This is a genomic window from Amycolatopsis endophytica (assembly GCF_013410405.1).
Classification (GTDB): Bacteria; Actinomycetota; Actinomycetes; order Mycobacteriales; family Pseudonocardiaceae; genus Amycolatopsis_E; species Amycolatopsis_E endophytica.
On record NZ_JACCFK010000001.1, the window covers coordinates 2,716,036 to 2,741,348 of the forward strand.

Here is a 25,313-nt window from a genome sequence, read left to right on the forward strand (position 1 = left end):
TTCTGAGGGCGGCCTGGACGGCGTACCGAAGTGCGAGTTTCGCGTTCCCGAGCACGTCATTCGCCATCCGGACCCTGGGGCCCAACCCGTGAACCCGCGCCGACGCGAACGGGCCACTCACCGCGAGCCTCGTCCCCAGGAACGCGAATGACGCGCTCCGGACCACCCGATCGCACCCCGCGCCCCCGGACTTTGCCGGGGCACTGACGTACGACGTGGCGAAGGTGGCCTTCCCGAGCTTCCGGCCGTACACCCGCCGTCTTCGCGTTCAGGTGCTCCGCGGGCCGGTGCCCGCCCACATCGGCAACCAGCGCTGGGCGGGCCAACAGGGGTTCGACGACGTCGGCACGGCGCATCGCCGAGGCGCCGAGCACATCGAGCGGCCGGTGGCGTGATGCGAGTACCTCGGTGTCGGCAACCTCACCATCGGCTACGGGAGCAGGGGGAACTGGTCGACGCCGTCCGCGACCTGCTTCTGGAACAGGGCGCGGCCGGATGGTCCCTGGCCGAGATCGCCGAGTCGGTCACGCCCGACGCCATCGCGGCCATCTCTGCGCCAGGTTAATAAATGAACGTTCCTTTACAAACTCTCTGGGGGTACGTACCCTCGGCGACGTGCCACGACCGAGGACGACCAGCGACGAGGCGATTCTGCACGCCGCGGGGCGAACGATCGCCGAACACGGCCCCGCCGGCCTGACTCTGGCGGCCGTCGCGCGCGAGGCAGGGCTCTCGCCGCCGACGCTGGTCCAGCGCTTCGGCTCCAAGCGCGGCCTACTGCTGGCGGTGGCCGAACGGGCCACTCGGTACACCGGTGAGCTGTTCGACCGGGTCCGCGGCGAACACCCTTCGCCACTGACCGCACTGCACGCGGCGCTCGGCGAGCTGGCCGACGTCGTCGAAGCACCTCACCACCTCGCCAACAGCCTCGCCTTCCTGCAGCTCGACCTGACCGACCCCGACTTCCGCGCACACGCTGCCGCCCAGGCGGACCGGATGCGCGCGGAGATCACGGCGTTGCTCACCGAGGCGGTCCGCGTGGGCGAGCTGACCGGCGACCCGGCGCGAATGGCCCGTTCGGTCCACATCGCCTACAACGGCGTCGTGATCGTGTGGGCGCTGCACGGCGACGGCCCGCTCGCCGACGCCCTCCGCGACGAAATCGACCAGCTTCTGACCGATCGGAGTCCCACATGACGTTCACAGCCGCGGCGTTCATCGCCACCAGCCTCGACGGCTTCATCGCCCGCCCGGACGGCGACCTCGAATGGCTCACCAGTCGCAATGAACAGGCAGGCGACACGGGGTACGAGAAGTTCACCGCGGGCATCGACACGGTCGTCCTCGGCAGGGCCAGCTACGAGGCGGTCCTCGGCTTCGGGACCGACGTCTGGCCCTACGCGGGCAAGCACGTCGCCGTTCTGAGCACCCGGTTGGCCACCGACGCCGACCCGCGCATTTCCGTCCACCGCGATCTCGACGAACTCGTCGCGCACCTGACCGATCGCGGCGCGAAACACGTGTACGCCGACGGCGGCCAGGTTGTCCAAAGCTTCCTGCGGGCGGGCTTGCTGACCGAGCTGACCATCACCACCGCGCCCGTGCTGCTGGGCGCCGGACTGCCGTTGTTCGGCGAGCTGTCCGCCGACATCGAACTCATCCACGAGTCGACGACCACCTACGACGCCGGTTACGTCCAAACCACCTACACCGTCCGCAAGTGATCGGCGTCGGACAAATTTTTGTATGCGTATGGCTCGAAAATTTTCCTAGCATCGCGTCCGGAATCGACAGTTCTGGAGGATCCGATGATCCCGCAATGGTTCGACGACGCGAAGTTCGGCATGACGGCCTTGACGATGGTGGCTCCGTCCAAACCTGATCGAGTTGACATTGCTGGGGGCCGGGTCATCGGTGGTCACCTGCGTCGACGCGCGGACTCCCGTGGGTGTCTCGTGTGGGGATGCCGCGTTCGCGCAGCTTGTTGAGCACGGTGGTGTGGTTGACGCCCAGGTGTTCGCCGACTCGTGCCAGGGACCAGCCGAGGTTGTACAGGTGGATGGCGTCGTTGACCTGGTCGTCCGAGAGGCCGCGGCGGCGCATCGGGACGCCGTGCCGATGGAGGATGGTGCTGACCGTTCGCCGTTCGATGTTGAACCGGTCACCGAGTTGGTACACCGTCGCGCCGGACTGGTAGTCGGAGATCAGTTGCTCGACTTGATCGGGGCCCGAGTTGTCGGGCGTGGCCGGGGCGGTCGCGCTTGATCGCCGGGGGCTCGGGTGTATCGAGGCTGGGAAGCTTCTCGCAGAGCTCTTCCAGTGCTCTGACCTGGTCTTCTATGTTCGAGTAAGGTCCCCCAACGTCCACGCATCGGTGGCCCGTGCCCGCGGAGGGCGCGGGCCTTTTGCGTTTCGCGTGTCTCGTGGGGGCGCAGCCCCCACACCCCGCTCGGGGGCGAGCCCCCGAACCCCCGTCGTGGTTGCGTTGTTCGGGTCAGGTTCCTGAGCCTCCACGTGTTGGTGGGCTGTGCCGGTGGCCGCGGAAACGGTGTAGCAACTCCATCCGCACCCGCGCCGCCTCACCCTGCACTACCCGTGTCAGGAGCCGGTCCTTCTCGGAGACCAGCAGGCCGGCCACCCAAGCGGCGAGGCCATCGGAATCGTCTGCCGTCTCGGCCAGCGCTGGAGACGCCTGTGCCGCGATCGCGATCAGGTCGCCGTCGAGGCGCAGGAATTCCGCCAGTACCCGCTGAGCCGCAGTGAGCGCGCCCAGAGCAGGAGGCACCGGTGGTTCGACGTGGCCATCGAAGTCGGACTCACCGGGGTCGTCTTCGCCGGTGACGTCGAGCACGATGTACTCGGCCGTTCTCGATTTCGTCGGGGCCTACTGCGTCGGCGACCAGCTCTTGAAGTCGCCCCAGTGGCATTCGCTCACTGCCCATCCACTCGGCCGGCACCGGTGAAGGGCTCTGCCCGCAACGTCGAGTCGTCGCCCAGGTGGAAGAACAAGTGGCCCTCGATCTTCTCGTCTTCGACGAGAACCGCCCAGCCGCGTCCGCCGACCTGATCGCCCTCGTCGACACCCTCCCGGGTGAACTCGACCGCGGGCCGTCCGTCCCGTTCGGCCGGGCGGCAGTCCAGCCGGCCACTGACGGCGATGAAAGCTGGTTCGACCGAGTCGATGGCATCGCGGTCCCAGTTGCTCATCTCCACGATCCGCCACCGTCCGGCCATCCGCGCCATGGACTTCGGAGACTTGGCCATGGGGTCAGAGTAGTCAACCGAAATGCACGAAAGGCACATCGATCATGCCTGACACGTCCAGTGCCACCGACACCGCCGCGTCCGAGGGCCGGCCGCACCGCGTGCGCGTCGGCGTCCAGCTGTGGCCCGGTGGCACGCCGGACTACGCGACCTGGCGCCGAGCGGTGCCGCACGCCGAGGAACTGGGCGCCGACGTCGTCTTCGGCTACGACCACCTCCACAAACCCTTCATCGACATGGTCGACGGTGTCCCGCGACTGCGCGACGAGCAGCCGGATGTCAACAACTTCGAAGGGTGGACCGCTCTGGCGTCCTGGGGTGAGATCACCAGCAGGCCGGAAATCGGGCTCCTGGTGTCGGCCGTGGCCTTCCGCAACCCGGACCTGCTCGCCGACATGGCACGCACGGTCGACCACATCAGTGGGGGCCGGCTCATCCTCGGCCCTGGCGCCGGCTGGTACCAGAAGGACTTCGAGGTCTACCAGTACGACTTCGGCACGATGAAATCGCGCTTCGACCATTTCGAGGAAAGCCTGGAGCGGATCAAGAACCGGCTGCGGCAGCTGACTCCGCCCCCGGTGCGTGACATTCCCATCCTCATCGGCGGTGGCGTCGAGCGCCGTACCCTGCCGATCGTGGCGCGCTACGCCGACATCTGGCACAGCTTCGAAACCATCGAGGAGTTCCGCCGCAAGAACGACCTGCTCAAGGGGCTCGACGAAGAGGCCGGACGCGACGAGGCGGCCATCGAACGCGGAATCGACTGGACCGACGAGGTCACCGCTGACGCCTTCGTCGCCGAGGGGGCCACCCTGTTCACCACGGAGATCCACCCCGACGAGAACGGGTACGACTTCTCCGAACTGGAGAAGATGCTCGCGTGGCGGGGCCGCTGACCGCTTCCGGCGGCCGTCCGTTCATCGTCCAGTGCTTCACTGGTGGGGGCAAGCACGGCCGGATGCCCACCGGTTCCGTGGTGGCTGATGGAAAGTGATGCCCGGATGACTGAGCGCGGATTCTACTGTGGACTGGACGCCGCACTGTCCGTCGTCGGGGGCAGGTGGAAGTTCCTGGTGCTGTGGCAGCTCGCCGTGCACGGTCCGCAGCGGTTCGGCCGGCTGCGCCGTCTCGTCGACGGGGTCACCGAGAAAATGCTGATCAGCGCGCTCAAAGACCTCGAGGCAGCCACGTAGTCGTCCGCAAGGACTTCCAGGAGCTTCCCCCGCACGTCGAATACTCCCTGACACCGTACGGCTCGGGGCTCACGGAAGCGCTGCGCCCGCTGGGCGAATGGGGATACGCCCGCAGGGACCGGCTCGGGGCGCCGGGGAGCCAACCCGTCGGGGCCTGACGGGCCTCGTCGCCATCGGCCGGCGATGGCGACGAGGCCGGGGTGTCTCAGACGAGGCCGAGCGCCAGCATCGCGTCGGCGACCTGGATGAAGCCCGCGATGTTGGCGCCGACGGTGTAGTCGCCGGGCACGCCGTACTCCTCCGCGGTGGCGTAGCAGCGGGCGTGGATGCCGACCATGATCTGCTCGAGCCGTTGCTCGGTGAACTCCCTGGACCACGAGTCGCGCGAGGCGTTCTGCTGCATTTCCAGCGCCGACGTCGCGACACCACCGGCGTTGGCCGCCTTGCCGGGGGCGAACGCGACACCGGCCTCGCGGAACACGCCGATGCCCTCGGGCGTCGTCGGCATGTTGGCGCCCTCACCGACGGCGATGCAGCCGTTGCGGACGAGCAGCTGCGCCTCCTTGCCGGTGATCTCGTTCTGCGTCGCGCTGGGCATCGCCACGTCGCACGGCACTTCCCACACCTGGCGCTGGGCGATGTGCTTGCCGCTGGGCCGCCGCGACGGGTACTCGGCGAGCCTGCCCCGCTCGATCTCCTTGAGCTGCTTGACGAGCGCGACGTCGATTCCGGACTCGTCGACGACATAGCCGTCGGAGTCGGAGCAGGCGACGACGAGCCCGCCGAGTTCCTGGACCTTCTCCATCGTGTAGATCGCGACGTTGCCGGAGCCCGAAACGATCACGCGTTTGCCGTCGAAGGACTCACCGCGCGCGGCGAGCATCTCCCTGACGAAGAACGCCGCGCCGTAACCCGTCGCCTCGGTGCGGATGTGGGAACCGCCGAACGCCTCGGCCTTGCCCGTCAGCACGCCGGACTCGTACCGGTTCGTGATGCGCTTGTACTGACCGAACAGGTAGCCGATCTCGCGGCTGCCGACGCCGATGTCACCCGCGGGGACGTCGGTGTACTCGCCGAGATGCCGGTAGAGCTCGGTCATGAAGCTCTGGCAGAACGCCATGATCTCCCGGTCCGAGCGGCCCTTCGGATCGAAGTCGGAACCACCCTTGCCGCCACCGATCGGCAGCCCGGTCAGCGCGTTCTTGAAGACCTGCTCGAAGCCGAGGAACTTGACGATGCCCTGGTACACCGACGGGTGGAAACGCAGTCCGCCCTTGTAGGGGCCCAACGCGCTGTTGAACTCGATCCGGAAGCCCCTGTTGATGTGGACCTCGCCGTGGTCGTCCTGCCACGCGACGCGGAACGTGATCTGCCGTTCGGGCTCGCAGATGCGTTCGATGATCTTGGCGCGGGCGTATTCGGGGTGCTTGCCGATGACGCGTCCGACGCTGTCCAACACCTCCCGCACCGCTTGGTGGAACTCGACTTCTCCCGGATTGCGGCCGACCACCTGGTCGTAGACCGGCTCCAACGTCTCGTGCACCAGCTCGTGTGTCCTTTCTCTGCGATCGTCGGCAGACTACGCCGGATCCGGCGTAGCGGAACCGGCCGGATCCGCGGGACGGTCGCTGTGGTGGCGTGTCTCGTCGAGCCCGCGAACGCGCGTGATTGCCATCACCTGTCCCGGAAGTTCTCGGGGCGGCGCGAAGGCACGCTGTCAGACCTGGCCGATCCCGCCGTCGACGGGCAGGTCGATTCCGCTCACGAAGCTGGAGTCCGCGGACGCGAGGAACAGCGCCGCGGTGGCGATTTCGCGTTCGGCGCCGAGACGGCCGAGGGGCACCAGCGTGGCGATCTGATCGCGAAATCCGGGTGGGAGGTCCGCGAACGCCGGAGTGTCGATCGCGGCGGGGCTGAGGACGTTGACCCGGATTCCCCGCTCCTTCAGGTCGGTGGTCCAGGTGCGGGCGAACGACCGCAGCGCGGCCTTGCTCGCCGCGTAGATCGTGGTTCCCGGATCGCCCTTCTCGGCGGCACCCGAGCCGACCAGCACGATCGAGGCGCCATCGGACAGCAGCGGCAGGAGTTTCTGCACGGTGAAGAACGTGCCGCGCACGTTCACGCCGAACACGGCGTCGAACGACTCCTCGGTCACGTCGCCGATGTGCTCGTTCCAGTTCCAGACCCCGGCGCTCGCGACGAGGACGTCGACCCGGCCCAGTTGGGCCGCCACGACGTCGGCGAGGCGGACCACGTCGGCGATCTCACCGACGTCACCGACCACGCCGGTCACGTCGTGGCCGATCGCGGCCGCCGCGGCGTCCAGCCGGTCCTGGCGCCGACCGGTGATGACCACGTGCGCGCCCTCCGCGACGAACAGCTTCGCCGTCGCCAGTGCCAGTCCCGAGGTCGCGCCGGTGATCACCGCGACCTTCCCGTCAAGTTTCGCCATGCCGGTCTCCTCCATAAAATGAGTGTGTTCTCATTTTCGACGCGAGAGCAAGCTAGCAAAGATGAGACAATGCTCAAAGTTGAGGCATATCACACTTTTGCTACGGTGACCTCATGTCCTCCCGTGACGCTCCGCCGTCCGCGCGCAGGGATGCGCACCGCAACCGTCAGCGGCTTCTCGAATGCGCCCGTCGCGCGTTCGCCGAACGAGGTGCGGAAGCCGCGCTCGACGGCATCGCCAGGGAGGCGGGCTTGGTGGTCGGCACCCTCTACCGGCACTTCCCCACGCGCCTGGAACTCCTGTGGACCGTGCTCGAACCGAAGCTGCGCCGCGTGATCGACGAGATGACGGCCTCGCTCGGCCAGGAGGACCCGTGGGAGGCGTTTCGCGGTCTGCTGGAAGTGCTGTGTACGGCGCAGGCCGGAGATCGGGCGTTCGCCGACTTCCTGGCGCGCCGGTTCCCCGGCGACAACCGCACCGAGGTCGCGCACAACGAGATCTGCGGGCTCGCGCACCAGGTTCTGCTGCGCGCGCAGGAGGCGGGCGCGGTACGTCCCGACGTCACGGGCGCCGACCTGCTCGTGTTGCTGTGGGCGAGTGGCTGTGTCTCCGAGACCACGCAGCACGTCGCACCGTCGATGTGGCGCAGGCACCTGCACCTGGCGATGGACGGGTTGCGGGCGTCGAACCGGTCCGACCTGCGGGAACCCGCGTGGGATCTGGAGTTGCTGAGCCGGGCGCTCCCGGGTCGGCAGGCGGTCTCTCGCTCAGCGTCCGGTTGAGTCGTCCAGTCCCGCGAAGACTCCGGCGACGCCCTGGATCGCGATGTCGACGGCCGCGTCGAGTCGGGCGGTGAAGGCGCCCGGCGGGGCGGGGGCGTCGCGCATCCAGCGCCAGAGCACTCCCGGGTAGACGTCGTAGAGGATCTCAGCGGCGAGCTCGGACCTGGCGGTGGCCCCGGTCGGTCCGTGGCCGGCCAGCCCTCCCCGCAGCTCCTGGGCCATCGGCGTGCGGTTCAGGACCGGTCCGCCGGCGCGCAGGTAGCCGAAGAGCATCTCCCGGGTTTCGGCCGGCCGGCGCCTCGGTGATGGTGGCGAGCTCGTGGAAGTAGGCGCGAAGGCGGTCGAGCACACCGCCGCCCTGCGCCATCGTCGCCTTGGCGGCGTCCGACGCCTGCGCACGTCGGCGAGAGCCCATTCGACCGCGACGTCGCTCTTCGTCGCGAAGTGGTTGAACGCGGTGCGCGCCCGTCGGTGGTGCCCGTCGTGACCACTCCAGCCGCCTGGACATTTTGCACACCAGTGCAACAGCGACGAGGACACTATCCGCACTTGAGTGCAAAGACCGCTCGGAGAACAGGATGACGACGTGAGCCGCTTCGACGAGACCAACACGAAGGTCATCGCCGAGTTCCGGCGGAGCGGTGGCAGGGCGGGCGGTGCAGTCGACGGCGTGCCGCTGTTGTTGCTGCACCACGTCGGCGCGAAATCGGGTGCACGGCGAACCACTCCGCTCGTGCCGTTGGTGGAGGCCGGCCGGATCTACGTCTGGTCGCCCGGCCGGTCACCGGCGCCGAGCGTGACCGCCTCTACGCGAAGCTGGCCGCCACGCTGCCCCAGTTCGACTACCAGCACAGAACCAGCCGGGTCATCCCGGTGCTCGAACTCCGGCGAGTGGACGCCTGACCGGCGACGGGCCCGTGCTCCTGCGGGGAAACCCGGGCCCGTCGGACTATTCCGCGGCCGCGGCGGTGACGCGCTGGATGGCCTGGACGGCGACGTCGGGCTGGTCGACGTAGATGTAGTGGCCGCTGGCCGACGCGGTGGAGGGCTCGCTGCGGCTGGACAGATCGAGCCACTTGTCCTGGCCCTCGGCCCACGCCCGTTCCAGCGCGTCCCCGTACTCGGGGATCTCGGCGAGGTAGTGCTGCCCGTGCTGGATCACTTCCACCGGGATGTCCCCGGCGTAGCCCACCTCACCGTCCTCGATGGTCAGCTGCTCCGGGTTCTGCCCGCCGTACACCGCGAGGCTCTGCGCCCGCAGCTCGGCCGCCGGACCGGTGGCCGATTCGGGGATCGCGGCGGTGGTGTCGGCGAGGATGGTCGAGGGGGTGGCGTCCATCAGCACCAGTCCCGCGACCCGGTCCTGGTGGCCGGGGGCGTAGCGGGCGGCGATCAGCCCGCCCAGGGAGTGCCCGGCCAGCACGACCGGTTCGTCACCGGCGACGCGGTCGAGCACCCCGGTGAGGATGGCGCCGGAACTGTCGAAGGTCTGCACGCCCCCGGGCTGGTCGCTCGCGCCTTCGCCGAGCCGGTCGTAGGAACAGGCCCGGCCCTTCTCGCTCAGCGTCTGCTGCAGGCCCGCCATCTTGTCCAGGCCGTCCCCGAGCCCGGCCATCAGGACCACGACCGGCGTGCCGTCGACCGGAGTACCCGAACAGGACACGTTCACCGACCGGCCGGCGACGGTGATCTTCGTCGTCCCGGAGATCGGCTCTCCAGCGGTGTCACCGGCCGCGCTCACCGGCGCCGGGGCATCGGCCTCCGAAGCCTCGTCGCACGCTGTCAGCGCCGACCCGGTCAGTGCGCAGAACAGTGCGGCGACAGCGGTTGACTTGGCGTTGCGGAACATCAGTACTCCACGAGTGGGTCGGTGAACGTGCGTTGGTTCCCAGCGGCAGCCTGAGCGCTGCGGTTGCCCGAAACGCTAGGGAAAACCACGGCCCGGGTCGTCACCGCGCGGTGGACACTTCGCTGTAGCTCGCACGGGGGACGCCACCTGCCGGGTCGCTAGGCGTCGTTCAGCCGGAACAGGTGCTCCGCGTTGCGGTGGGTGATCTTCTCCCGTTCCCCGGCCGTGAGGTCGAGGTCGTCGAGGAACTCGCGCGTGCCGTCGAGGTGGAGGAAGGGGTAGTCGACCGACCAGATCAGCCGGTCGAGTCCCAGCACCGTGCGGATGAAGTCGAACTGGGGCCGGTGGAACATCCCGCTCGGGGTGACCCACACGTTCGAGCGGTAGGTCTCGGTGATCGTCCGCGACAGCCCGGTGTCGCCCGGGGACAGGACGTCGTCGAGGCGGCTGAGGTAGAAGGGGACCATCTCGCCCCAGTGCCCACTGATGACCTGCAGGTGGGGGAGGCGTTCGAAGACGCCCGCGAGGATGAGCCGCAGGACGTGGATCCCCGCCTCGTGGTGCCAGCCCCATCCGCCCAGCGAGAGTTCCGCGCTCACCTTGTCGGCGAAGCCCGCGTAGTACGCCTGCTGGACCTGCGGAACCGGGTAGAACGGGTGCACGTAGAGCGGCACCCGCAGCGCGGCGATGCGGTCCAGGACGGGCTGGTACACCGGATCGTCGAGGAAGCCGGTGCCGGGGCGTCCCAGGATCAGGACGCCGCGCAGGCCGAGGTCGGTCACGGCGCGGTCGAGCTCGTCGACCGCGGCGGTGGGCTGTTGCCACGGCAGGGCCGCCAGCCCCTGGAGCCGGCCGGGGCGCGCGGCGACGGCCTTCGAGAGTCTGTCGTTGGCCGCTCGGCACAGGCCGATCGCCTGGTCGCCGGGAACCAGCTGGATCGGGCTGGTCCAGGAGACGATCTGCATGTCGATGCCGTGCTCGTCCATCCGGTCGATGCGTTCCTGCCCCAGGTCGGTGCCGAGGCGGATCGCTTCCGGCATGTCGACGGCGGTGCGACGGCCTGGCCCCGGCCGCACGGGGGAGGAGCTGGAGCTCTGCATGCGCAGGTACGGCGCTTCACGGGCGAGGACGGGGCCGGCCGCGTCGGCGATCGGCTGGTCGATCGCGTGCTCTTCGATGCAGATCAGTGTCATCGGTCGTCCCTGGGTGGAGTGGTGGCGCGTTCGCCCGCGATCTGCCCGGTGGGGCCGCTAATCGCAATCATGGATGATGACTCCCGTCAGCACTGGAACCGAGGTAAACTCGACTGTACCGTATACTTGAGGTGGATGTCATGGCCCGACGCGGGGAAGCGCTGCGCGAGCACATCCTCGACACGGCGAAGCTCGCGTTCCTGGAGGACGGCTTCGAGCGGACCTCCATGGACGCGCTCGCGGCACGCGCGGAAACGTCGAAGCGTTCCCTGTACGCGCACTTCCCGACCAAGGACGCGCTGTTCCTCGCCGTCGTCGAGCGCATCCGTGTCCTGTTCGGAGCGCGGATGGGGGCGCCCGCCGAGTACTCCGCGCATCCACCGGAAGCGGTCGTGCGGTACTGCGGGCGCTTCGTCCAGCTGTTGCGGTGGTCCTCGGTCGCCCGGATGCTCCGTCTCGGCATCGCCGAGGCGGACCGGCTGCCAGACCTGGCGGCGGGCCTCCATGACGCGGTTTTCGGGGCCACGGCCGACGCTCTCGCGTCACACCTGGTGGCGAGCTCGGGTCTCCCGGCCGACCAGGCGGAGGTCGCGGCGAACGAACTGATCGGCCTCGCCATCCACCCGACGCTCCCCCGCCTGCTGTTCGGCATCGAACCCCTCGTGGACGAGATGCCGGAGGAGAACCGGCTGGAGACCGACGTCGACCTCGACCGGATCCGGCGGCTCCTCCACACCGTCATGCCGCCGACGGCAGCGTGACGCGGGCCGGGGAAACATGGAGTTCGACGAACTCGACTTCCTGCGCCGCAACGATCCGGCGTGGCGGTTGACCCGGGTCGATTCTCTTCGGGCACGGTCGTTCGTCGGCACCGAATCCCGGCTGAACAATCTTCGAACCGAACGCACCCAGGCGACGGCGCGGTTGCTGTCGGAACAGCTGCGCACGTTCCTCGACGACCAGGTGTGGCTGGAAAAACCGCCGCGTGATGGACATCCTGTCCCCCATCGAGTCGTCCGCCCCGCCCCGGCGCTCACCTTCGAATTCGACGGCACGGCGCCGTGCTCGGGGTGCGGCGGGACGTGCGGACCGGAGGAGCGCGTCGAGCACAGCAGACCGCCGTCCGATTTCGCGGGCCGGTACCGCTTCCGCCAGAAGCCCGCCTGCGTCCGGTTTTGCCGCCTGTCCGGCGGTGAACTCGCCGTCCGGGTGGCGGAACCGGCCGTCACGCCGCCGGCGGCGCGCACCGTGTTCGTCGTCGAGAACGAGAACACCCATGTGGCTTCCCCGCCCGTCGAGGACGCTGTGATCTTCGGCGAGGCTATGCGGCGTCCCGGCCGCGGCCGGCCGGCCGTGACATCGACACGCACGGGGTTCGCGATCATGAACAGCGTGCACCGCACCTCGAGGGGCCGCTCCATGCTCATGGACCGCGCGACGCTGCTCGCCCACGAAGGTCAATGGGTGAACGAGCCCAACCCGACGAACGAGCACCTCGAAGCGCTCCTCCCGGACGAGGCCGACCTCTACACAGACCTGGTGGAGGGTGCCCTGGGCAGCTCCGTCCGGCTGGAGCAGGAACGCATCTCGTACGCCGCCATCCGGGAAGCCACCCGCCGGTACCACTGAGCCGGCCGGCCTCCTCCGTGTCAGCGGCCGTGTCAGGGTCGTGGCGGTCCCCTGTCAGCGCGGGCGCCGATGGTGGTCGCATGAACACTCCAGCGATCGCGGTCTCCGGACTGCGCAAGACGTTCGGGGACAAGGTCGTGCTCGACGGCATCGATTTCGAGGTCCGCGCGGGCTCGGTCTTCTCCCTGCTCGGCCCCAACGGGGCGGGCAAGACGACAACGGTCAACGTGCTGACCACGTTGACGAAAGCCGACGGCGGGACGGTCCGCGTCGCCGGGCACGACATCGCCACCGAGGCCACGGCGGTGCGCGCGGCGATCGGGGTCACCGGCCAGTTCGCTGCCGTGGACGAGCTGCTGACGGGTCAGGAGAACCTGCAGCTGATGGCCGACCTCAACCGCGCCGTCACGGGCAGGGGCGATCGGATGGTCGCCGATCTGCTGGAACGCTTCGACCTGGTGGACTCGGCGCGCAAGCCCGCGTCGACGTACTCCGGTGGCATGCGGCGGAAGCTCGACCTGGCGATGACGCTCGTCGGCCACCCGCGGATCATCTTTCTCGACGAGCCGACGACCGGGCTGGACCCCCGCAGTCGCCGCACCATGTGGACGATCATCCGTGAGCTGGTGGCCGACGGCGTCACCATCTTCCTCACCACCCAGTACCTCGACGAGGCCGACCAGCTCGCCGACCGGATCGCGGTGCTGGACAAGGGCAGGCTCGTCGCCCAGGGGACCCCGGACGACCTGAAACGGCAGGTCCCCGGGACGCACGTCCGGCTCCGCTTCACCACCGTGGCCGAACTCGACGCGGCCGCGCTGGCCTTCGCCGGCGCCACCCGCGACGACGAGGCACTGGCCCTGCGGGTGCCCAGCGACGGCGGATCGCAGTCGCTGCGTGCCTTGCTGGACAGGCTCGACGAGCACGCGATCAGCGCCGAGGAGTTCTCCGTCCACACCCCCGACCTCGATGACGTTTTCCTCGCCCTGACGGGCCACGACACGGAGGCAGTCGCGCCATGAGCACCCAGTCCCACTCCCTGGTGATGTTGCGCCGCAACTTCAAGCACCTCGCCCGCAACCCGACCTCGGTGTTCAACGCGGTCCTGATGCCGATCGTGGTCATGCTGATGTTCGTGTACATGCTCGGCGACGCGTTCAGCGTCGGCGTCGACTACGTCGACTACGCGACACCGGGCCTCATGCTGATGGCCGTCTGCTACGGGCTCGGCGGCGTGGCAACGTCGGTGAACTCCGATATGACGAAGGGGATCATCAACCGGTTCAAGGTCATGGACGTCTCCCGCGGCGCGGTCCTGACCGGGCACGCCGTCGCCAGTCTGCTGACCAACCTGATCGCCATCGTCGCGCTCGTGGGGGTGGCGTTGCTGCTGGGATTCAGCCCCGCGGCGGGTTTCCTCGACTGGCTCGGCGTGGCCGGGATGGTCGTGCTGCTCGGCCTCGCGGCCGGCTGGTTCACCATCGCGCTGGGCCTGGCGGCGAAGACCCCCGAAACCGCGGGCATGGCCGCCGTGCCGCTGGTGCTGCTGCCGTTCTTCAGCAGCGCGATCGTGCCGGCGGAGAAGATGGGGCCGGGTCTCCGGGAGTTCGCGGAGTACCAGCCCTTCACGCCGATCATCGAAACCCTGCGCGGGCTGCTCAACGGCGCGCCGTCCACCGGTTACGCGATCGCCGCCATCGCCTGGTGCCTCGGCATCGCCATCGTCGGGTACGCGTGGGCGCTGTCCACGTTCAAGAAGCGAGCGTGACCTCGACGAGCTGGTTCCAGTTCGTCTCCGCACCCTCCCCGGCCGCCTCGGCGTACCTCGTGTCGCCGAGGCGGCTTCGCGCTGCCTGCTCGATCCGCGCCACGTCCGGAAGGGACCGGTCCTGCAGTCCGCGGACCGCGGCGCTCGCCGCGAGCAGCCGCGCCGCCTGCTCGTACTGTTCCTGCCGCAGGGCCAGATCCGCGACACCGATGAGGACCAGCGCGATCACCGGCGGATGCCCCGCCTCGGTCGCGGCCGCACAGGCCGCGGCGCGGTGCCGGCGCGACTCGGCGAGATCGTCGGCGAGGTAACCCCGCGCGTCGCAGGTGATGGCGCGGATGTTCGCCTGTTTCGCTTCCTCGCCCGGCAGAGACGTGGCGGAATCGAGCTGCCGGACCGCTTCCGCCGAGTCGCCCCGCCAGCGGGCGAGGTCCGCCTCCGCGAGCGCCAGGATCACCAGCGCGCTCGGCCACGTGACCCGTTTCCCGCACCGCTGGGCTTCCGCCAAGGCGGCCGCGCTCGCTTCCTCTTCGCCCTGCAGCCAGTACAGCTGGGCCTGCCGCGCCCGCAGCCGGATGACGTCCTCGGTGGAACCGACTTCGGTGACGACCGCGACCGCCTGTTCGTAGTACTCACAGGCCGCGGCGAAGTCGCCGCGGGTGGCCATCCGTTCGGCCAGCTCGCCCAGGGCGAACGAGATCCCGAACCGCTCGCCCAGCGCCCGGAACTCGGCGAGCGCCGTCTCCAGGTACGTGTCCGCTTCCCGGCCGGGGTGACCGAGCACGATCCGAATCTTGCCGAGGTGCAACCGCGCCAGCGCGCGCGCCCACGGATCCTCGTTGTCCAGCAACGATTCCCACGCGGGAATGACCTCCTCCGGCGCCCGCAACATGCGCTCCAGCGGGACGACCAAGCCGATCAGCGGGTGCACGTCCGCGTTGCGCGTGCCGATCTCGTACGCCTTGTGGATCCACTCCGCCACGAGGCGCTCGTCGCCGAGACCGGAACTCATGAACTGCACGACGAGCCCGTACACCATGGCCCGGATCTCGTCGGGAACCTCCCCCGGCAGGTCGATGGCCGCCCGGATCAGCTCCATGCCTTCGGCCCGGTGCCCGCTGAGCCACCAGTACCAGCCCGCCGCCGCCGCGAGCCGCATCGCCGGTCGCGCCTCGCCCGCCGCGAGCGCGCCCCGCATCGCGGCGCTGATGTTGTCGTGCTCGGCGGTGAGCGTGGCGAGCCAGGCCACCTGGTCCGCGCGGCGGAGCCGTTGGTCCGCGGCCTCGTTGAGCCCCGTGAAGTAGGCGAGGTGCGCCCGGCGCGCCAGTTCCGTCTCGCCCGCCTCGGCCAGGCGTTGCGCGGCGTACTCCTTGATGGTGCCGAGCATCCGGTAGCGTGGCGCGTCCCCTCCGGCGGCGACCAGCAGTGATTTCTCGGTCAGCGCGGTGAGCAGGTCGAGAACGTCCTCCGGCTCGACGGCTTCGCCCGCGCAGACCTGTTCGGCCGCTTCCAGACTCGCGCCGCCCGAGAACACCGAGAGCCTGCGCAGGACCGTCCGTTCCGCGCCGGTCAGCAGTTCCCAGCTCCAGTCGACCATCGCGCGCAGCGTCCGGTGCCGGGGCAACGCGGCGCGGCTGCCGCCGGTGAGCAGACGGAACCGGTCGTCGAGCCGCTTGGCGAGCTGGTCGAGGGACATGGTGCGCAACCGGGCCGCGGCCAGTTCGATCGCCAGAGGCATCCCGTCCAGCGCCCGGCAGACGCGCAGCAGTGTCGACGAGGTACGGGCGTCGAGTCGGAGGTCCTTGCGCACCGCGCCGGCCCGCTCCCGCAGCAGCCGGACCGCGGGCGCGGCCTCGATCGCTTCGGATCCGGCGTCCCCGTCCGGCAGGGCCAGCGGCGCGACCGGCCACAGCGCCTCACCGGTGATGCCGAGCGGTTCCCTGCTCGTGGCCAGTATCCGCAGCCGGCGGCACTCCCCGAGCAGCCGGTGGGTGAACTTCGCCGCCGACTCGATCACGTGCTCGCAGTTGTCCAAAACCAGCAGCGTCTCCCGCTCGCGGAGCGCCGCGACGAGTCGCTCCGTCGGCTCCACGTTCGACGCGTCGACGAACAGCGCGTCCCGGAGATCGAGCCCCGCGAGCGTCGCCTGTGCGATGTTGTTCTCGCTGCCCCCGAGGCCGCTCGCCTTGTCGCCGTCCGCGGCGACGGGGGCCAGCTCCACCAGCCAGACCCCGTCGCGCAGGTCCCCGAGCAGGGTGCGCGCGGTCTCCGTGGCCAGCCGGGTCTTGCCCGAGCCACCCGGCCCGATCAGGGTGGTGAGCCGGTGCCCGGCCACGAGTTCCCGGACCGCGGCGACGTCCGCCTCCTTACCGACGTAACTGGTCAGCTCGGCGCGCACATTGGTCCGTCGAGGTTCCTCCCGCCGCCCCAGCTCGCCCCGCAGCAGCGCGACGTGCACCTCGGACAGCTCCGGTGACGGGTCGACGCCCAGCTCTTCGGCCAGCGCTTCGCGCGTGCGCTGGTACACGAGCAGCGCGTCGGCGTCCCGCCCGGCCGCGACGAGGGCACGCATCAGCGCGGCGGCGAGCCGTTCCCGCATCGGATGAGCGGCCGCCACGTCGGTCAGCTCCGCGACGACCTCCGCACCGCGACCGAGGCCCACCTCGATCTCGAACCGGTCCTCCAGCGCGGTCAGGCGCAGCCCTTCGAGCCGGGTGACGACGGCGTCGAAGGCCGCGCTCTCCGTGAGATCGATGTCCTGCATCGGAGCGCCGCGCCACAGGGAAAGGGCTTCCCGCAGCAGCTTCGCCCGCCGCGGCCCCTCATCGTCGCGGGCCAGGCCGACGAGCCGTTCGAACCGCACCGCGTCGACGGCGTCGGGTTCGACCATCAGCCGGTAGCCGCCGGTCTGCCCCTCGACCAGCCCGTCGGGCAGCGCCTTCCGCAGCCGGGAAACCAGACGCTGCAACGCGTTCGCCGCTTCCGCTGGCGGCTGCTCACCCCAGATCCAGTCGACGAGCGTCGCCTTCGGAACCACCCGCCCCGGCTCCAGCGCGAGAGCGGCCACCAGCGCACGCAACCGGGCGCCCGGCACGTCGGCGAAAGCGCCCTCCGCCGTGCGAACCTCGAACGGTCCCAGCATCCCGATCTGCACGTGCTGATTTTGCCACGAGGTACCGACAGGTCTCCTTTCGCTGATGGTCAGGCGCCGGTCAGAGCTTGCTTTCGCGCGTCCGCCACCTGGCGCGGCTTCCGGCGAGCGCCGCGAGACCCGCCGGGACCGCCGTGGCCACGTAGATCCGCCCGCTCCACCGGTGCGCCGCAGGCCGGGTCCGCCGCAGCCACGGCCACAGTTGCAGCGCCGCGGTCACCAGCACGACGCTGCCCAGCAGGATGCGCGTCACCAGCAGCGGGTAGTGGAACCCACGTCCGGACGTGTCGGCACACGTGATCGCGCCGGGTCCAGCCCGAGGTAGGGCGGCAGTGCGCAGGCGAGGAAAGCGACCGTGACGAGCCCGAGTCCGATGAGCGGCGGGCGGATCCGCGTCGGAGCACCCGTACCGGCAGTCTTCGCGGAGCGGGTGCGGAGATCCCTGCGGCGCACCGGCCGGTTCGCGGTCGGGTTGTCCCTACCGCCGGATCAGGAACGGCTCCAGCAGGCCCGGTTCCGCGGCGTCCGCCAGTGCGACCGCTTCCGTCGCCGGAATGTCGACACCCGTGTAGTGCTGCCTGCCCGCCGCCGTGGTCGCGGTCAGCGACAGGAGTCCCGCGCGCCGCTGGAAGAACGACCGGTGGAACACCCAGCCGATCACACCGTCCGTCGACAGCACCTGCCGCCGCCGCACCAGGCTGCCCTGCCGGAACACCAGTTTCCCGCCGGTCAGCGCGTGCCCGAGGTTGCGGTAGCGGTCCTCGGCCAGCAGCGCGCCGGCCGGGAACAGGACGAGCGCGACCTGCCACGGCCACGCCGGCCAGTCCGCGAGCCGCCACAGCACCACGAGCGCTGCCGTCACCCCCGTCGCGAACAGAAACGCCCTGGTGTACCGGCGGAGGTGAGCCCGCGGGCCGTGCCTGGTCAGCTCGTCCGACGAAGCCGCCGGGTCGTCCAGGACATCGCTCACGACGCGATGCGCCACCGGCCGTGGCGCGGGCGGCAGCAGCACCGAACTGCTGTGCTCACCGCGCAGCCCCGTCGTGATCGCCGAGCACCGTGCGCCTTTCGCGGCCCGCAGCAGCAGCGGTTCGCTGATCTCGGCCCCGCGCAGACGGCGCAGTTCGATCGTGGTCTGCCGGGTGGTGAGCAGGCCACGCGTCACCCGCAGCGTGCCCTCGCCGCGCGCCAGCCGGAAGTTCCAGAACGCGAGGACGTACGCGACCACCGACAACACGGACACCAGCACCGCGGTCAGCACCACCAGCCCGATCACCAGGACCCACACCGGCGCCGACGCGACCCGCCCCAGAAACGACTGGAGCATCCCGAAATCGTCCTCGTCGAGGCGCACCTCGTTGAACAGGTTGGCCAGCGACCCGACCACGACACCGATCGCGGCGATCCCGGACAGCGTGAACGGACCGAACCGCACCCACGACGGCTGCAGTTCGGCCAGCACGTCGACCAGCCCCGCGGTCGGCTCGGTGCGCCGGTGCAGCAGCTCTTCGCGCAACCGCGACGCCTCCGCCGTCGCCAGCGAGTCGAGCGTGACACCCTCCGACCCCGTCCGGTCGGCGCGCCCGGTGCCGATCACGACCCGGCTCAGTCCGAGAATCCGTTGCAGGGGACGGGAAGTCAGGTCCACCGTGCGGATCCGGTCCCGCGGCACGGACAGTTCCTTGCGGCTGAGCAGGCCGCGCCGCACGCGGACGTGGTCGGCGGTGATCTGGTAGGTCGTGGTGAACCAGCGCAGCAAGCCGGCCGCGATCGCCAGGCCCAGGCCGACGAGACTCCAGATCTGGCCCTGCCCGCCGCGGCCGATGAACAGCACACCGATCAGCACGGGCAGCAGTCGCACGACCTCTTGGACCGGGTGGACCGCGAGCATGCGCGCGTTCAGGCGGTTCCACTCGCCGTTCACGTCGCGTCCCCTGGCGTGTCCTGCGTGTTGGTCGCCAGTTCCTGGGTCAGGCGCTGGGCGAGGTCGTAGTCCAGGCCGTGGATCTGCACCGGACCACGCGCCGACGCCGTCGTGACCGTCAGATTCGCCAGCCCGAACAGCCGCTCCAGCGGACCGCGCTCGGTGTCGACCGTCTGGATCCGGGACACCGGCGCGATCCGGCGCTCCTGGTTGATCCATCCGGACTGTGTGTAGACGACCTGGGCCGTGGTCTCCCACCGGTGCACGCGGAACCGCCACCGTGGCATGACCGCCAGGTGCGCGATCGCCAGCACCGCGGTGACGACCAGGACGACGACGAGCGGGAACCAGCCGGTCAGCGCGAGCCACACGCCTTCACCGGCGAGGACGACGACCCAGCCGATCGCCGCCCGCGCGGTCCAGAACGGCACGGCCTTGCGACTGACGAGGTTCGCGGGCGGGCGCAGATCGACAACGGCGTTCACGGGACCACTCTGCCAGCCCGGCGGCCCGGATGTCCGGAAGTCACGGCCGCAGGTACGTGTTGAGCGTGACGGCGAGCGTGTGCTCCACATCGGCGGACTCGGCGGCCGACGCGAGTCCGCCGCGCAGCCACAGTGCCGCGAGGCCGTGCAGCGCCGCCCACAGTGACGCGGCCAGCGGGCGAGACGCCGTTCCCCGGCGCCAGCCGACCTCCTGAGCCCGGGTCACGAGGTCCAGGAACTGCTCGAACACCGCGCCGCTCACCCTCGCCAGCCCGGGGTCCCGCACGTCGATCAGGTCGGGCCGGAACATCAGCTCGAACATCGCCGGGTTTTCCAGCGCGAAGTCGAGGTAACGACGGCACGCGGTCAGCAACCGTTGCTGCGGACCGTTTTCCGGCAGGTCGGCGGCGCGCCGGTGCAGTTCCGCGAATCCGGACGCCGCCACGGCCGCGAGCAGTTCGGATCGCCCGGCGAAGTGCCGCAGCGGAGCGCCGTGCGAAACGCCTGCCTCGCGCGCGATCCGGCGGAGGGTCACGGCTTCGACGCCCTCGCTCGTGAGAACGGCGACGGCGCTGCCGATCAGGCGTTGCCGGGGATCGTTTTCCACAGGGCCAACTCGTCGGCGATGACGGGCAGCAGGTCGGGGCGCTTCGGCGCGAAGCCGTCGCCGGGGGAACGGCCGGTGAACCAGTTGCGCGTGCGTGTTGCCATCACCGGCAGCACCTCCCGCCACACCCAGCCGACGTGCCCGCGCAGGCCGGGGCGCAGCGGATCACCGGGCAACGGTTCGAGCCACGCCGGCTCGTAGTCGACGCCCAGCCGGGTCAGCAGGTGCGCGGCGAGCCTGCGGTGGCCGTACTCGGACAGGTGCAGCCGGTCAGGGCCGAAGTACCGCAGGTCGTCGACCGCCTCCTCACCCCACAGGTCGACCACCTGGGCGCCGTACCTGGCCGCCGAGGTGTGGATGGCCTCGTTGAGCGCCTCCAGGCGGCGGCGGATGCGCAGCAGGCCCGGCACCCGGCCGGAGATGTCGCTGAGGGTGAAGACGACGACGGTGGGCGTGTTCCGGGTGAGCATCCGGATCGCCGCGTCCACCCGTTTCGCGACGACCTCCGCGCGGTACGTGCGGGTCATGACGTCGTTGGCGCCGCCGAAGAGCGCCACCAGGTCCGGCTGGAGGTCCAGCGCCGACGGGATCTGCTCGACGATGATCTGGTCCAGGCGACGGCCGCGCACGGCCAGGTTGGCGTAGCGGAACGCCGGATCGTCCGCGGCCAGTGTGGCGGCGGCGAGGTCGGCCCAGCCCCGGAAGATGTTGGTGCCGGGGTAGGGGTCGTGGAGTCCCTCGGCGCAGCTGTCGCCCACGGCGACGAACCTCTGGTAGCCCATGCAACCCTCCGACATCCGCTGTTCACCCGGTAGACACTGTCCATCAAGATTAGTAGACGGTGTCTACCAGGTGAACAACAGGTTCGAAGGTGTTACCGCGCGTCTACCGCCAGTCGACCTGGGGTGACCGGTAGAAGTCGATTCCCTGCACCTCCCATCGCGGCGCCTGCTGCGCCAGCCGTTCGCGGTAAGCGGCCCAGTCGTGGGTGGACTTCGGCGACCAGCCGATCTCCGCGATACCGGGCAGGCGCGGGAAGGCCATGAACTCGATGTCGTCGCTGTCGGTCAGGGTCTCCGACCACAGTGGAGCCTCGACGCCGGCGACGGATGATTCGCCGACCCCCTGCACGGCCGTCGACGGGTCCCAGTCGTAGGAGTCGTCGACCTCGCTGTACCCGGCCCAGTGCAGGCCGAGCGGGCTGTTCTCGTCGTACTTCTGGTCGATGTAGGCCTTGTTCGCGGGAGACATCAGGATCTTGTTGCCCGCCGCGGCCGCGGCGGTCGTACCGGCGTCCACACCGTCGGTGTCCCAGAACTGCGGCACCGCGGACACCGGCAGGTTCGTCTGGGCGATCTCGTGCCAGCCCTGCGCGAGCTTGCCGTGCTTCGCCACGATCGGCAGCACCCGGTCCATGAACTTCCGGTAGTCCTCGGGCGTCGTCGAGTGGGCCTCGTCGCCGCCGATGTGCAGGTACTGCCCCGGGGTCAGGGCGGCCAGCTCGCCGATCACGTCGTCGAGGAACTCGTAGGTGATGTCCTTGTTCACGCAGAACGAGCTGAACCCGACCTCGATACCGGTGTAGAGCGGCGGGGCGACCCCGTCGCAGTTCAGCTCCGGGTAGGAGGCGAGCGCGGCGTTGGTGTGCCCCGGCATGTCGATCTCCGGGATCACCGTCATGTGCCGGGAGGCGGCGTAGGCGACCAGGTCCGCGTACTGGTCCTGCGTGTAGTACCCGCCGGGACCGCCGCCGACCTCGGTGCTGCCGCCGTAGGTGGCCAGTCGCGGCCAGCTCTTGATCTCGATGCGCCAGCCCTGGTCGTCGGCCAGGTGCAGGTGCAGCCGGTTGATCTTGTACTGCGCGATCTGGTCGATGTACCGCTTGACCTCGTCGACCGAGAAGAAATGCCGTGCCACGTCGAGCATCGCGCCGCGGTAGCCGAAGCGCGGGTAGTCGGTGATCTCGCCACCCGGCAGGGTCCACGGGCCACGCTGGACCTGTCGCGATTCGATCTTCGCGGGCAGCAGCTGGCGCAGCGTCTGCACTCCCGCGAACAGGCCGTCGCTGGTGTTCGCGCGCAGGGTCACGCCGTCGCGGGCGACCGACAGCTGGTAGCCCTGGTCGCCGACCTGCGCGGTCGGTCCGAGTTCGAGTGCGATCGAGGGTGCCTTGGTGCGGCTGACGACCGGCAGGCGGTACCCGGTCGACGGCCGCAGCACGCCCGCGAGGTAGTCGGCCACCTGCCGGGCGCCGCGGTCCGCCTCGATCGCGGTGGCGGGGGTCAGCCGGAAGCCGGCCCTCGGATCGGCCTTCGCCGACGCCGGCGCCGGGATGACGTCGGCCAGCGCACGGGTGGCCGGGTGGTTGGCGGTGGCCTGCTGGCTCGCCACGGCGGGTTGGGTGAGGGCGGTCAGCACGAGCGCGGTTGCGCCGAGCAGTCCCGCCAGGGATCTGCGCATGGGATCACTCTCCGCGGGGTTGGGGAGCGGGTCCCTTAAAGGTGTAGACCACTGATTCGGCGCACGCAAGACTCAATGCGGCGATCCGTGCGAACCGCCTTGCTCCAGACGGGTGATCGGACTCGTTCGACTCGATCGGGTGGCGATCTTGTGGCTGGAGCGCCGTTTTTGTCGGTGCGGCTCTCTAGTGTGGCGGCATGACCTTCAAAGCCATCGCAAAAGTCGCCGTCGGTCTCAAGTGGACGGTGAATCGGACTCTGTCACGAGTCCCGCAGGATCGTGCGCAGGCTGTCGAGCACCGAGGCGTCCTCGATCGTCGACGGGACGGGCTCGTCGCGGCCCTCCGCAAGGCCGCGCATCGTCTTGCGGAGGATCTTGCCAGAGCGCGTCTTCGGCAATGCGTCCACAATAGACACATGTCGGAACGCGGCGACGGGGCCGATGTCCCGGCGCACCGCCGCCACCAGTTCCGCCCTGAGGTCGTCCTCGTCGACGTCCACTCCGGACTTGAGCACGACCAGCCCGTGCGGCAGCTGCCCCTTGAGCTCGTCACGCACCCCGATCACCGCGCACTCGGCGACGGCGGGATGCGCGGCGAGCACGGCTTCCATCGAACCGGTCGACAGGCGGTGCCCGGCCACGTTGATCACGTCGTCGGTGCGGCCCATGACGAACAGGTAGCCGTCCTCGTCGAGGTAGCCCGAATCGCCGGTGAGGTAATAGCCGTCGTACCGCGACAGGTACGCCTCGACGTAGCGCTCGTCGTCGCCCCACGGCGTCGGCAGCGTGCCAGGGGGCATCGGCAGCTTGAGGCAGATCGCGCCTTCCTGCCCGGCGGGCAGCGGGTTCCCGGCCTGGTCCAGGATCCGCACGTCGTACCCGGGAGCCGGTTTGGTCGCCGAGCCGGGCTTCACGGGCATCGGTTCCAGTCCACGCGGGTTCGCCGCGATCGGCCAGCCGGTCTCGGTCTGCCACCAGTGATCGATCACCGGGACGCCCAGCTTGTCCGCGGCCCAGTTCAGGGTCTCCGGATCGAGGCGTTCCCCAGCCATGAACAGCGTCCGGAAGGCCGACATGTCGTACTTCGCGAGTTCCCTGGCTTCCGGGTCGACGCGCTTGATCGCGCGCAGCGCGGTCGGTGCCGTGAAAAGGGCTTTGGCCTTGTGCTCGCTGAGGACGCGCCAGAACGCGCCCGCGTCCGGGGTGCCGACCGGTTTGCCTTCGTACATCACCGTCGTCGCGCCGATCAGCAGCGGTGCGTAGACGATGTAGGAGTGCCCGACGACCCAGCCGACGTCGGAGGCGGTCCACCAGATGTCGCCGGGCTGGATGTCGTACACCGCGCCCATCGACCACGCGAGCGCCACCGCGTGCCCGCCGGTGTCGCGCACGACGCCCTTCGGTTTTCCGGTCGTGCCGGAGGTGTAGAGGATGTAGAGCGGATCGGTGGCGGCCACCGGCACCGGGCCCACCGGAGTGGCGTCCGCGATCAGCTCCTGCCAGTCGGTGTCGCGCTCGCCCAGCGTCGCCGCCGCCGCTTCGCGCTGGAGCACGACAACCCGGTCCGGCTGGTGCTCCGTGACGGCGAGAGCCTCGTCGATGATCGGCTTGTACTCGACCACCCGGTTCGGCTCGATGCCGCAGGACGCGGCCACGATCACCTTCGGCTTCGCGTCCTCGATGCGTGCCGCCAGCTCCTTCGGCGCGAACCCGCCGAACACCACGGAGTGCACGGCGCCGATCCGGGCGCAGGCGAGCATCGCCACCACCGCTTCGGGCACCATCGGCAGGTAGATGATCACCCGATCGCCCTTGCCGACCCCGAGCGAGCGCAGCGCTCCGGCAAAGCGGGCGACCTCGTCCCGCAGCGCGGAGTAGGTGTAGGCGCGCTTGACGCCGGTCACCGGCGAGTCCCACATCAGCGCGGGCTGCTCGCCGCGACCGCGCTCGACGTGCCGGTCGAGCGCGTTGTAGGAAGTGTTCAGCTCACCGTCCGGAAACCAGCGGAAGAGTGGGGCCCTCGACGAGTCCAGAGCCTGGGACGGTTCGCGAGTCCAGTCGATCGCCTTGGCCGCGTCCAGCCAGAACCCCTCCGGGTCGGTCAGGCTGCGCTGGTGTTCCTCCGCGTGACGGCCCATGGGGCAGACCTCCTCGTCGTCGAGTCCGTGCTGCCCCACATCATGGCTCACAAAGTGGCCGTCAGCGCACAGTCCCGCCCGCCGATTCGCGCCCCGCCTCGTTCACCGGATCGTCCTTTCCTGCATCGGAGTTGAGGGTCGGAACCATCCCGAGCCGGCGGGCAACTCAGTGTTCTCCCGGCTCACCGGACCCCGGCATCAGTGGCCTCGCGGGCGACACTTCGTACACAAGCGAGCACGGAGGGTTATTGCGCTGTGCTGCGGGGGCCTGCCGGATCGTCGAGCCGGACGTGCCGGCGCCCGTCGGACCGCTGGTCCCATACGCTGCTGTCCGAGCTGGTGGGTGAGTGTGGATCGGGCAGGGCCGGCCCGCCGCGGTCGTGACCGGCAGCGGCCCCGTGGACGGGGCGTGGTCAGC

Annotated in this window: 27 protein-coding genes and 1 pseudogene; 12 read left to right on the plus strand and 16 right to left on the minus strand. The window is 69.8% G+C overall.

Translation table 11 applies throughout. The features are described 5' to 3' along the window. The first annotated feature begins 224 nt into the window (after positions 1 to 224). From HNR02_RS13575 to HNR02_RS13585, 3 genes are all read left to right on the plus strand, one after another. On the plus strand, positions 225 to 395 hold the full coding sequence (locus tag HNR02_RS13575) for a hypothetical protein (protein ID WP_179773547.1): 171 nt from the start codon (positions 225 to 227) through the stop codon (positions 393 to 395). Positions 396 to 615: 220 nt separating this feature from the next. Further along, complete coding sequence (locus tag HNR02_RS13580; RefSeq protein WP_179773548.1) at positions 616 to 1,197, plus strand: TetR/AcrR family transcriptional regulator; 582 nt, start codon at positions 616 to 618, stop codon at positions 1,195 to 1,197. Continuing rightward, on the plus strand, positions 1,194 to 1,724 hold the full coding sequence (locus HNR02_RS13585; protein ID WP_179773549.1) for a dihydrofolate reductase family protein: 531 nt from the start codon (positions 1,194 to 1,196) through the stop codon (positions 1,722 to 1,724). The genes HNR02_RS13580 and HNR02_RS13585 overlap by 4 nt, the downstream gene beginning before the upstream one ends. Before the next feature lie 184 nt (positions 1,725 to 1,908). Here the strand turns inward: HNR02_RS13585 and HNR02_RS36765 are convergent, their stop codons facing one another. The 3 genes from HNR02_RS36765 to HNR02_RS13600 all read right to left on the minus strand — a co-directional run bounded on the left by HNR02_RS36765 (position 1,909) and on the right by HNR02_RS13600 (position 3,264). Further along, positions 1,909 to 2,103, minus strand: coding sequence for a helix-turn-helix domain-containing protein (locus tag HNR02_RS36765; RefSeq protein ID WP_246338559.1), 195 nt, complete (start codon positions 2,101 to 2,103; stop codon positions 1,909 to 1,911). A 391-nt stretch (positions 2,104 to 2,494) separates the two neighbouring features. Then, positions 2,495 to 2,851, minus strand: coding sequence for a hypothetical protein (locus HNR02_RS13595; protein WP_179773551.1), 357 nt, complete (start codon positions 2,849 to 2,851; stop codon positions 2,495 to 2,497). Positions 2,852 to 2,931: 80 nt separating this feature from the next. Continuing rightward, positions 2,932 to 3,264 carry a hypothetical protein gene (locus HNR02_RS13600; RefSeq protein WP_246338560.1) on the minus strand — a complete coding sequence of 111 codons (333 nt, stop codon included), beginning with the start codon at positions 3,262 to 3,264 and terminating at the stop codon, positions 2,932 to 2,934. A gap of 44 nt (positions 3,265 to 3,308) precedes the next feature. Here HNR02_RS13600 and HNR02_RS13605 point away from each other — a divergent pair, with 44 nt between their 5' ends. The 3 genes from HNR02_RS13605 to HNR02_RS36470 all read left to right on the plus strand — a co-directional run bounded on the left by HNR02_RS13605 (position 3,309) and on the right by HNR02_RS36470 (position 4,615). Continuing rightward, the gene (locus HNR02_RS13605) at positions 3,309 to 4,160 is read left to right on the plus strand and encodes an LLM class F420-dependent oxidoreductase (protein WP_179773552.1); all 852 of its coding nucleotides are present in this window, start codon (positions 3,309 to 3,311) and stop codon (positions 4,158 to 4,160) included. A 105-nt stretch (positions 4,161 to 4,265) separates the two neighbouring features. Next, positions 4,266 to 4,457, plus strand: coding sequence for a winged helix-turn-helix transcriptional regulator (locus HNR02_RS36465; protein WP_312860993.1), 192 nt, complete (start codon positions 4,266 to 4,268; stop codon positions 4,455 to 4,457). A 47-nt stretch (positions 4,458 to 4,504) separates the two neighbouring features. Further along, positions 4,505 to 4,615 carry a hypothetical protein gene (locus HNR02_RS36470; protein ID WP_312861144.1) on the plus strand — a complete coding sequence of 37 codons (111 nt, stop codon included), beginning with the start codon at positions 4,505 to 4,507 and terminating at the stop codon, positions 4,613 to 4,615. A 47-nt stretch (positions 4,616 to 4,662) separates the two neighbouring features. Here the strand turns inward: HNR02_RS36470 and gdhA are convergent, their stop codons facing one another. Beyond that, a complete protein-coding gene (gene gdhA / locus HNR02_RS13615; RefSeq protein WP_179775899.1) occupies positions 4,663 to 6,003 on the minus strand; it encodes an NADP-specific glutamate dehydrogenase in 1,341 nt (446 codons plus the stop codon). 171 nt (positions 6,004 to 6,174) lie between these two features. After that, positions 6,175 to 6,909 carry an SDR family oxidoreductase gene (locus tag HNR02_RS13620; protein WP_179773553.1) on the minus strand — a complete coding sequence of 245 codons (735 nt, stop codon included), beginning with the start codon at positions 6,907 to 6,909 and terminating at the stop codon, positions 6,175 to 6,177. 113 nt (positions 6,910 to 7,022) lie between these two features. Here HNR02_RS13620 and HNR02_RS13625 point away from each other — a divergent pair, with 113 nt between their 5' ends. Beyond that, positions 7,023 to 7,691, plus strand: coding sequence for a TetR/AcrR family transcriptional regulator (locus HNR02_RS13625; RefSeq protein ID WP_179773554.1), 669 nt, complete (start codon positions 7,023 to 7,025; stop codon positions 7,689 to 7,691). Here the strand turns inward: HNR02_RS13625 and HNR02_RS13630 are convergent. Then, on the minus strand, positions 7,677 to 7,964 hold the full coding sequence (locus tag HNR02_RS13630) for a hypothetical protein (RefSeq protein WP_179773555.1): 288 nt from the start codon (positions 7,962 to 7,964) through the stop codon (positions 7,677 to 7,679). The genes HNR02_RS13625 and HNR02_RS13630 overlap by 15 nt on opposite strands. 397 nt (positions 7,965 to 8,361) lie before the next feature. Between HNR02_RS13630 and HNR02_RS13635 the strand changes: the two are divergent. Beyond that, positions 8,362 to 8,594 (plus strand): annotated as a pseudogene (locus HNR02_RS13635) (nitroreductase/quinone reductase family protein). 46 nt (positions 8,595 to 8,640) lie between these two features. On the opposite strand, the gene HNR02_RS13640 reads toward HNR02_RS13635, so the two are convergent. Both HNR02_RS13640 and HNR02_RS13645 read right to left on the minus strand, forming a co-directional pair. After that, entirely contained in the window at positions 8,641 to 9,540 is a 900-nt protein-coding gene (locus tag HNR02_RS13640; protein ID WP_179773556.1) for an alpha/beta fold hydrolase, read from the minus strand. Positions 9,541 to 9,698: 158 nt separating this feature from the next. After that, positions 9,699 to 10,733, minus strand: a complete 1,035-nt coding sequence (locus tag HNR02_RS13645) for an amidohydrolase family protein (RefSeq protein ID WP_179773557.1) — start codon at positions 10,731 to 10,733, stop codon at positions 9,699 to 9,701. Positions 10,734 to 10,873: 140 nt separating this feature from the next. On the opposite strand from HNR02_RS13645, the gene HNR02_RS13650 reads away from it, so the two are divergent. From HNR02_RS13650 to HNR02_RS13665, 4 genes are all read left to right on the plus strand, one after another. Then, positions 10,874 to 11,494 (plus strand): TetR/AcrR family transcriptional regulator, encoded by a 621-nt coding sequence (locus HNR02_RS13650; protein ID WP_179773558.1) that lies wholly within the window; start codon positions 10,874 to 10,876, stop codon positions 11,492 to 11,494. Positions 11,495 to 11,510: 16 nt separating this feature from the next. Then, a complete protein-coding gene (locus HNR02_RS13655) occupies positions 11,511 to 12,362 on the plus strand; it encodes a Wadjet anti-phage system protein JetD domain-containing protein (RefSeq protein ID WP_179773559.1) in 852 nt (283 codons plus the stop codon). 80 nt (positions 12,363 to 12,442) lie between these two features. After that, on the plus strand, positions 12,443 to 13,384 hold the full coding sequence (locus HNR02_RS13660) for an ATP-binding cassette domain-containing protein (RefSeq protein ID WP_179773560.1): 942 nt from the start codon (positions 12,443 to 12,445) through the stop codon (positions 13,382 to 13,384). After that, complete coding sequence (locus tag HNR02_RS13665; protein ID WP_179773561.1) at positions 13,381 to 14,130, plus strand: ABC transporter permease; 750 nt, start codon at positions 13,381 to 13,383, stop codon at positions 14,128 to 14,130. Before HNR02_RS13660 ends, HNR02_RS13665 begins: the two co-directional genes overlap by 4 nt. Here the strand turns inward: HNR02_RS13665 and HNR02_RS13670 are convergent. From HNR02_RS13670 to HNR02_RS13705, 8 genes are all read right to left on the minus strand, one after another. Continuing rightward, positions 14,114 to 17,284 carry an ATP-binding protein gene (locus HNR02_RS13670; RefSeq protein WP_179773562.1) on the minus strand — a complete coding sequence of 1,057 codons (3,171 nt, stop codon included), beginning with the start codon at positions 17,282 to 17,284 and terminating at the stop codon, positions 14,114 to 14,116. The two genes, HNR02_RS13665 and HNR02_RS13670, sit on opposite strands and share 17 nt — an antisense overlap. 58 nt (positions 17,285 to 17,342) lie before the next feature. Beyond that, the gene (locus HNR02_RS13675) at positions 17,343 to 17,534 is read right to left on the minus strand and encodes a DUF2306 domain-containing protein (protein ID WP_179773563.1); all 192 of its coding nucleotides are present in this window, start codon (positions 17,532 to 17,534) and stop codon (positions 17,343 to 17,345) included. A 225-nt stretch (positions 17,535 to 17,759) separates the two neighbouring features. Next, complete coding sequence (locus HNR02_RS13680) at positions 17,760 to 19,205, minus strand: PH domain-containing protein (RefSeq protein WP_179773564.1); 1,446 nt, start codon at positions 19,203 to 19,205, stop codon at positions 17,760 to 17,762. Then, positions 19,202 to 19,690, minus strand: coding sequence for a PH domain-containing protein (locus HNR02_RS13685; protein WP_179773565.1), 489 nt, complete (start codon positions 19,688 to 19,690; stop codon positions 19,202 to 19,204). The genes HNR02_RS13680 and HNR02_RS13685 overlap by 4 nt, the downstream gene beginning before the upstream one ends. 40 nt (positions 19,691 to 19,730) lie before the next feature. After that, positions 19,731 to 20,297 carry a TetR/AcrR family transcriptional regulator gene (locus HNR02_RS13690; protein WP_179773566.1) on the minus strand — a complete coding sequence of 189 codons (567 nt, stop codon included), beginning with the start codon at positions 20,295 to 20,297 and terminating at the stop codon, positions 19,731 to 19,733. After that, entirely contained in the window at positions 20,270 to 21,079 is an 810-nt protein-coding gene (locus HNR02_RS13695; RefSeq protein WP_179773567.1) for an SGNH/GDSL hydrolase family protein, read from the minus strand. Before HNR02_RS13695 ends, HNR02_RS13690 begins: the two co-directional genes overlap by 28 nt. Before the next feature lie 103 nt (positions 21,080 to 21,182). After that, the gene (locus HNR02_RS13700; protein WP_179773568.1) at positions 21,183 to 22,757 is read right to left on the minus strand and encodes a beta-N-acetylhexosaminidase; all 1,575 of its coding nucleotides are present in this window, start codon (positions 22,755 to 22,757) and stop codon (positions 21,183 to 21,185) included. 260 nt (positions 22,758 to 23,017) lie between these two features. After that, entirely contained in the window at positions 23,018 to 24,895 is a 1,878-nt protein-coding gene (locus HNR02_RS13705; protein WP_179775900.1) for a propionyl-CoA synthetase, read from the minus strand. Between the last annotated feature and the right edge of the window lie 418 nt (positions 24,896 to 25,313).

Bases quoted from the DNA above. Each gene is read 5' to 3' on its own strand.
- HNR02_RS13585 (WP_179773549.1), top strand. From the start codon at position 1,194: ATGACGTTCACAGCCGCGGCGTTCATCGCCACCAGCCTCGACGGCTTC.
- HNR02_RS36765 (WP_246338559.1), bottom strand. From the start codon at position 2,103: ATGCGCCGCCGCGGCCTCTCGGACGACCAGGTCAACGACGCCATCCAC.
- HNR02_RS13600 (WP_246338560.1), bottom strand. From the start codon at position 3,264: ATGGCCAAGTCTCCGAAGTCCATGGCGCGGATGGCCGGACGGTGGCGG.
- HNR02_RS13605 (WP_179773552.1), top strand. From the start codon at position 3,309: ATGCCTGACACGTCCAGTGCCACCGACACCGCCGCGTCCGAGGGCCGG.
- HNR02_RS36465 (WP_312860993.1), top strand. From the start codon at position 4,266: ATGACTGAGCGCGGATTCTACTGTGGACTGGACGCCGCACTGTCCGTC.
- HNR02_RS13620 (WP_179773553.1), bottom strand. From the start codon at position 6,909: ATGGCGAAACTTGACGGGAAGGTCGCGGTGATCACCGGCGCGACCTCG.
- HNR02_RS13625 (WP_179773554.1), top strand. From the start codon at position 7,023: ATGTCCTCCCGTGACGCTCCGCCGTCCGCGCGCAGGGATGCGCACCGC.
- HNR02_RS13630 (WP_179773555.1), bottom strand. From the start codon at position 7,964: ATGCTCTTCGGCTACCTGCGCGCCGGCGGACCGGTCCTGAACCGCACG.
- HNR02_RS13640 (WP_179773556.1), bottom strand. From the start codon at position 9,540: ATGTTCCGCAACGCCAAGTCAACCGCTGTCGCCGCACTGTTCTGCGCA.
- HNR02_RS13645 (WP_179773557.1), bottom strand. From the start codon at position 10,733: ATGACACTGATCTGCATCGAAGAGCACGCGATCGACCAGCCGATCGCC.
- HNR02_RS13650 (WP_179773558.1), top strand. From the start codon at position 10,874: ATGGCCCGACGCGGGGAAGCGCTGCGCGAGCACATCCTCGACACGGCG.
- HNR02_RS13655 (WP_179773559.1), top strand. From the start codon at position 11,511: ATGGAGTTCGACGAACTCGACTTCCTGCGCCGCAACGATCCGGCGTGG.
- HNR02_RS13660 (WP_179773560.1), top strand. From the start codon at position 12,443: ATGAACACTCCAGCGATCGCGGTCTCCGGACTGCGCAAGACGTTCGGG.
- HNR02_RS13665 (WP_179773561.1), top strand. From the start codon at position 13,381: ATGAGCACCCAGTCCCACTCCCTGGTGATGTTGCGCCGCAACTTCAAG.
- HNR02_RS13695 (WP_179773567.1), bottom strand. From the start codon at position 21,079: ATGGGCTACCAGAGGTTCGTCGCCGTGGGCGACAGCTGCGCCGAGGGA.
- HNR02_RS13700 (WP_179773568.1), bottom strand. From the start codon at position 22,757: ATGCGCAGATCCCTGGCGGGACTGCTCGGCGCAACCGCGCTCGTGCTG.
- HNR02_RS13705 (WP_179775900.1), bottom strand. From the start codon at position 24,895: ATGGGCCGTCACGCGGAGGAACACCAGCGCAGCCTGACCGACCCGGAG.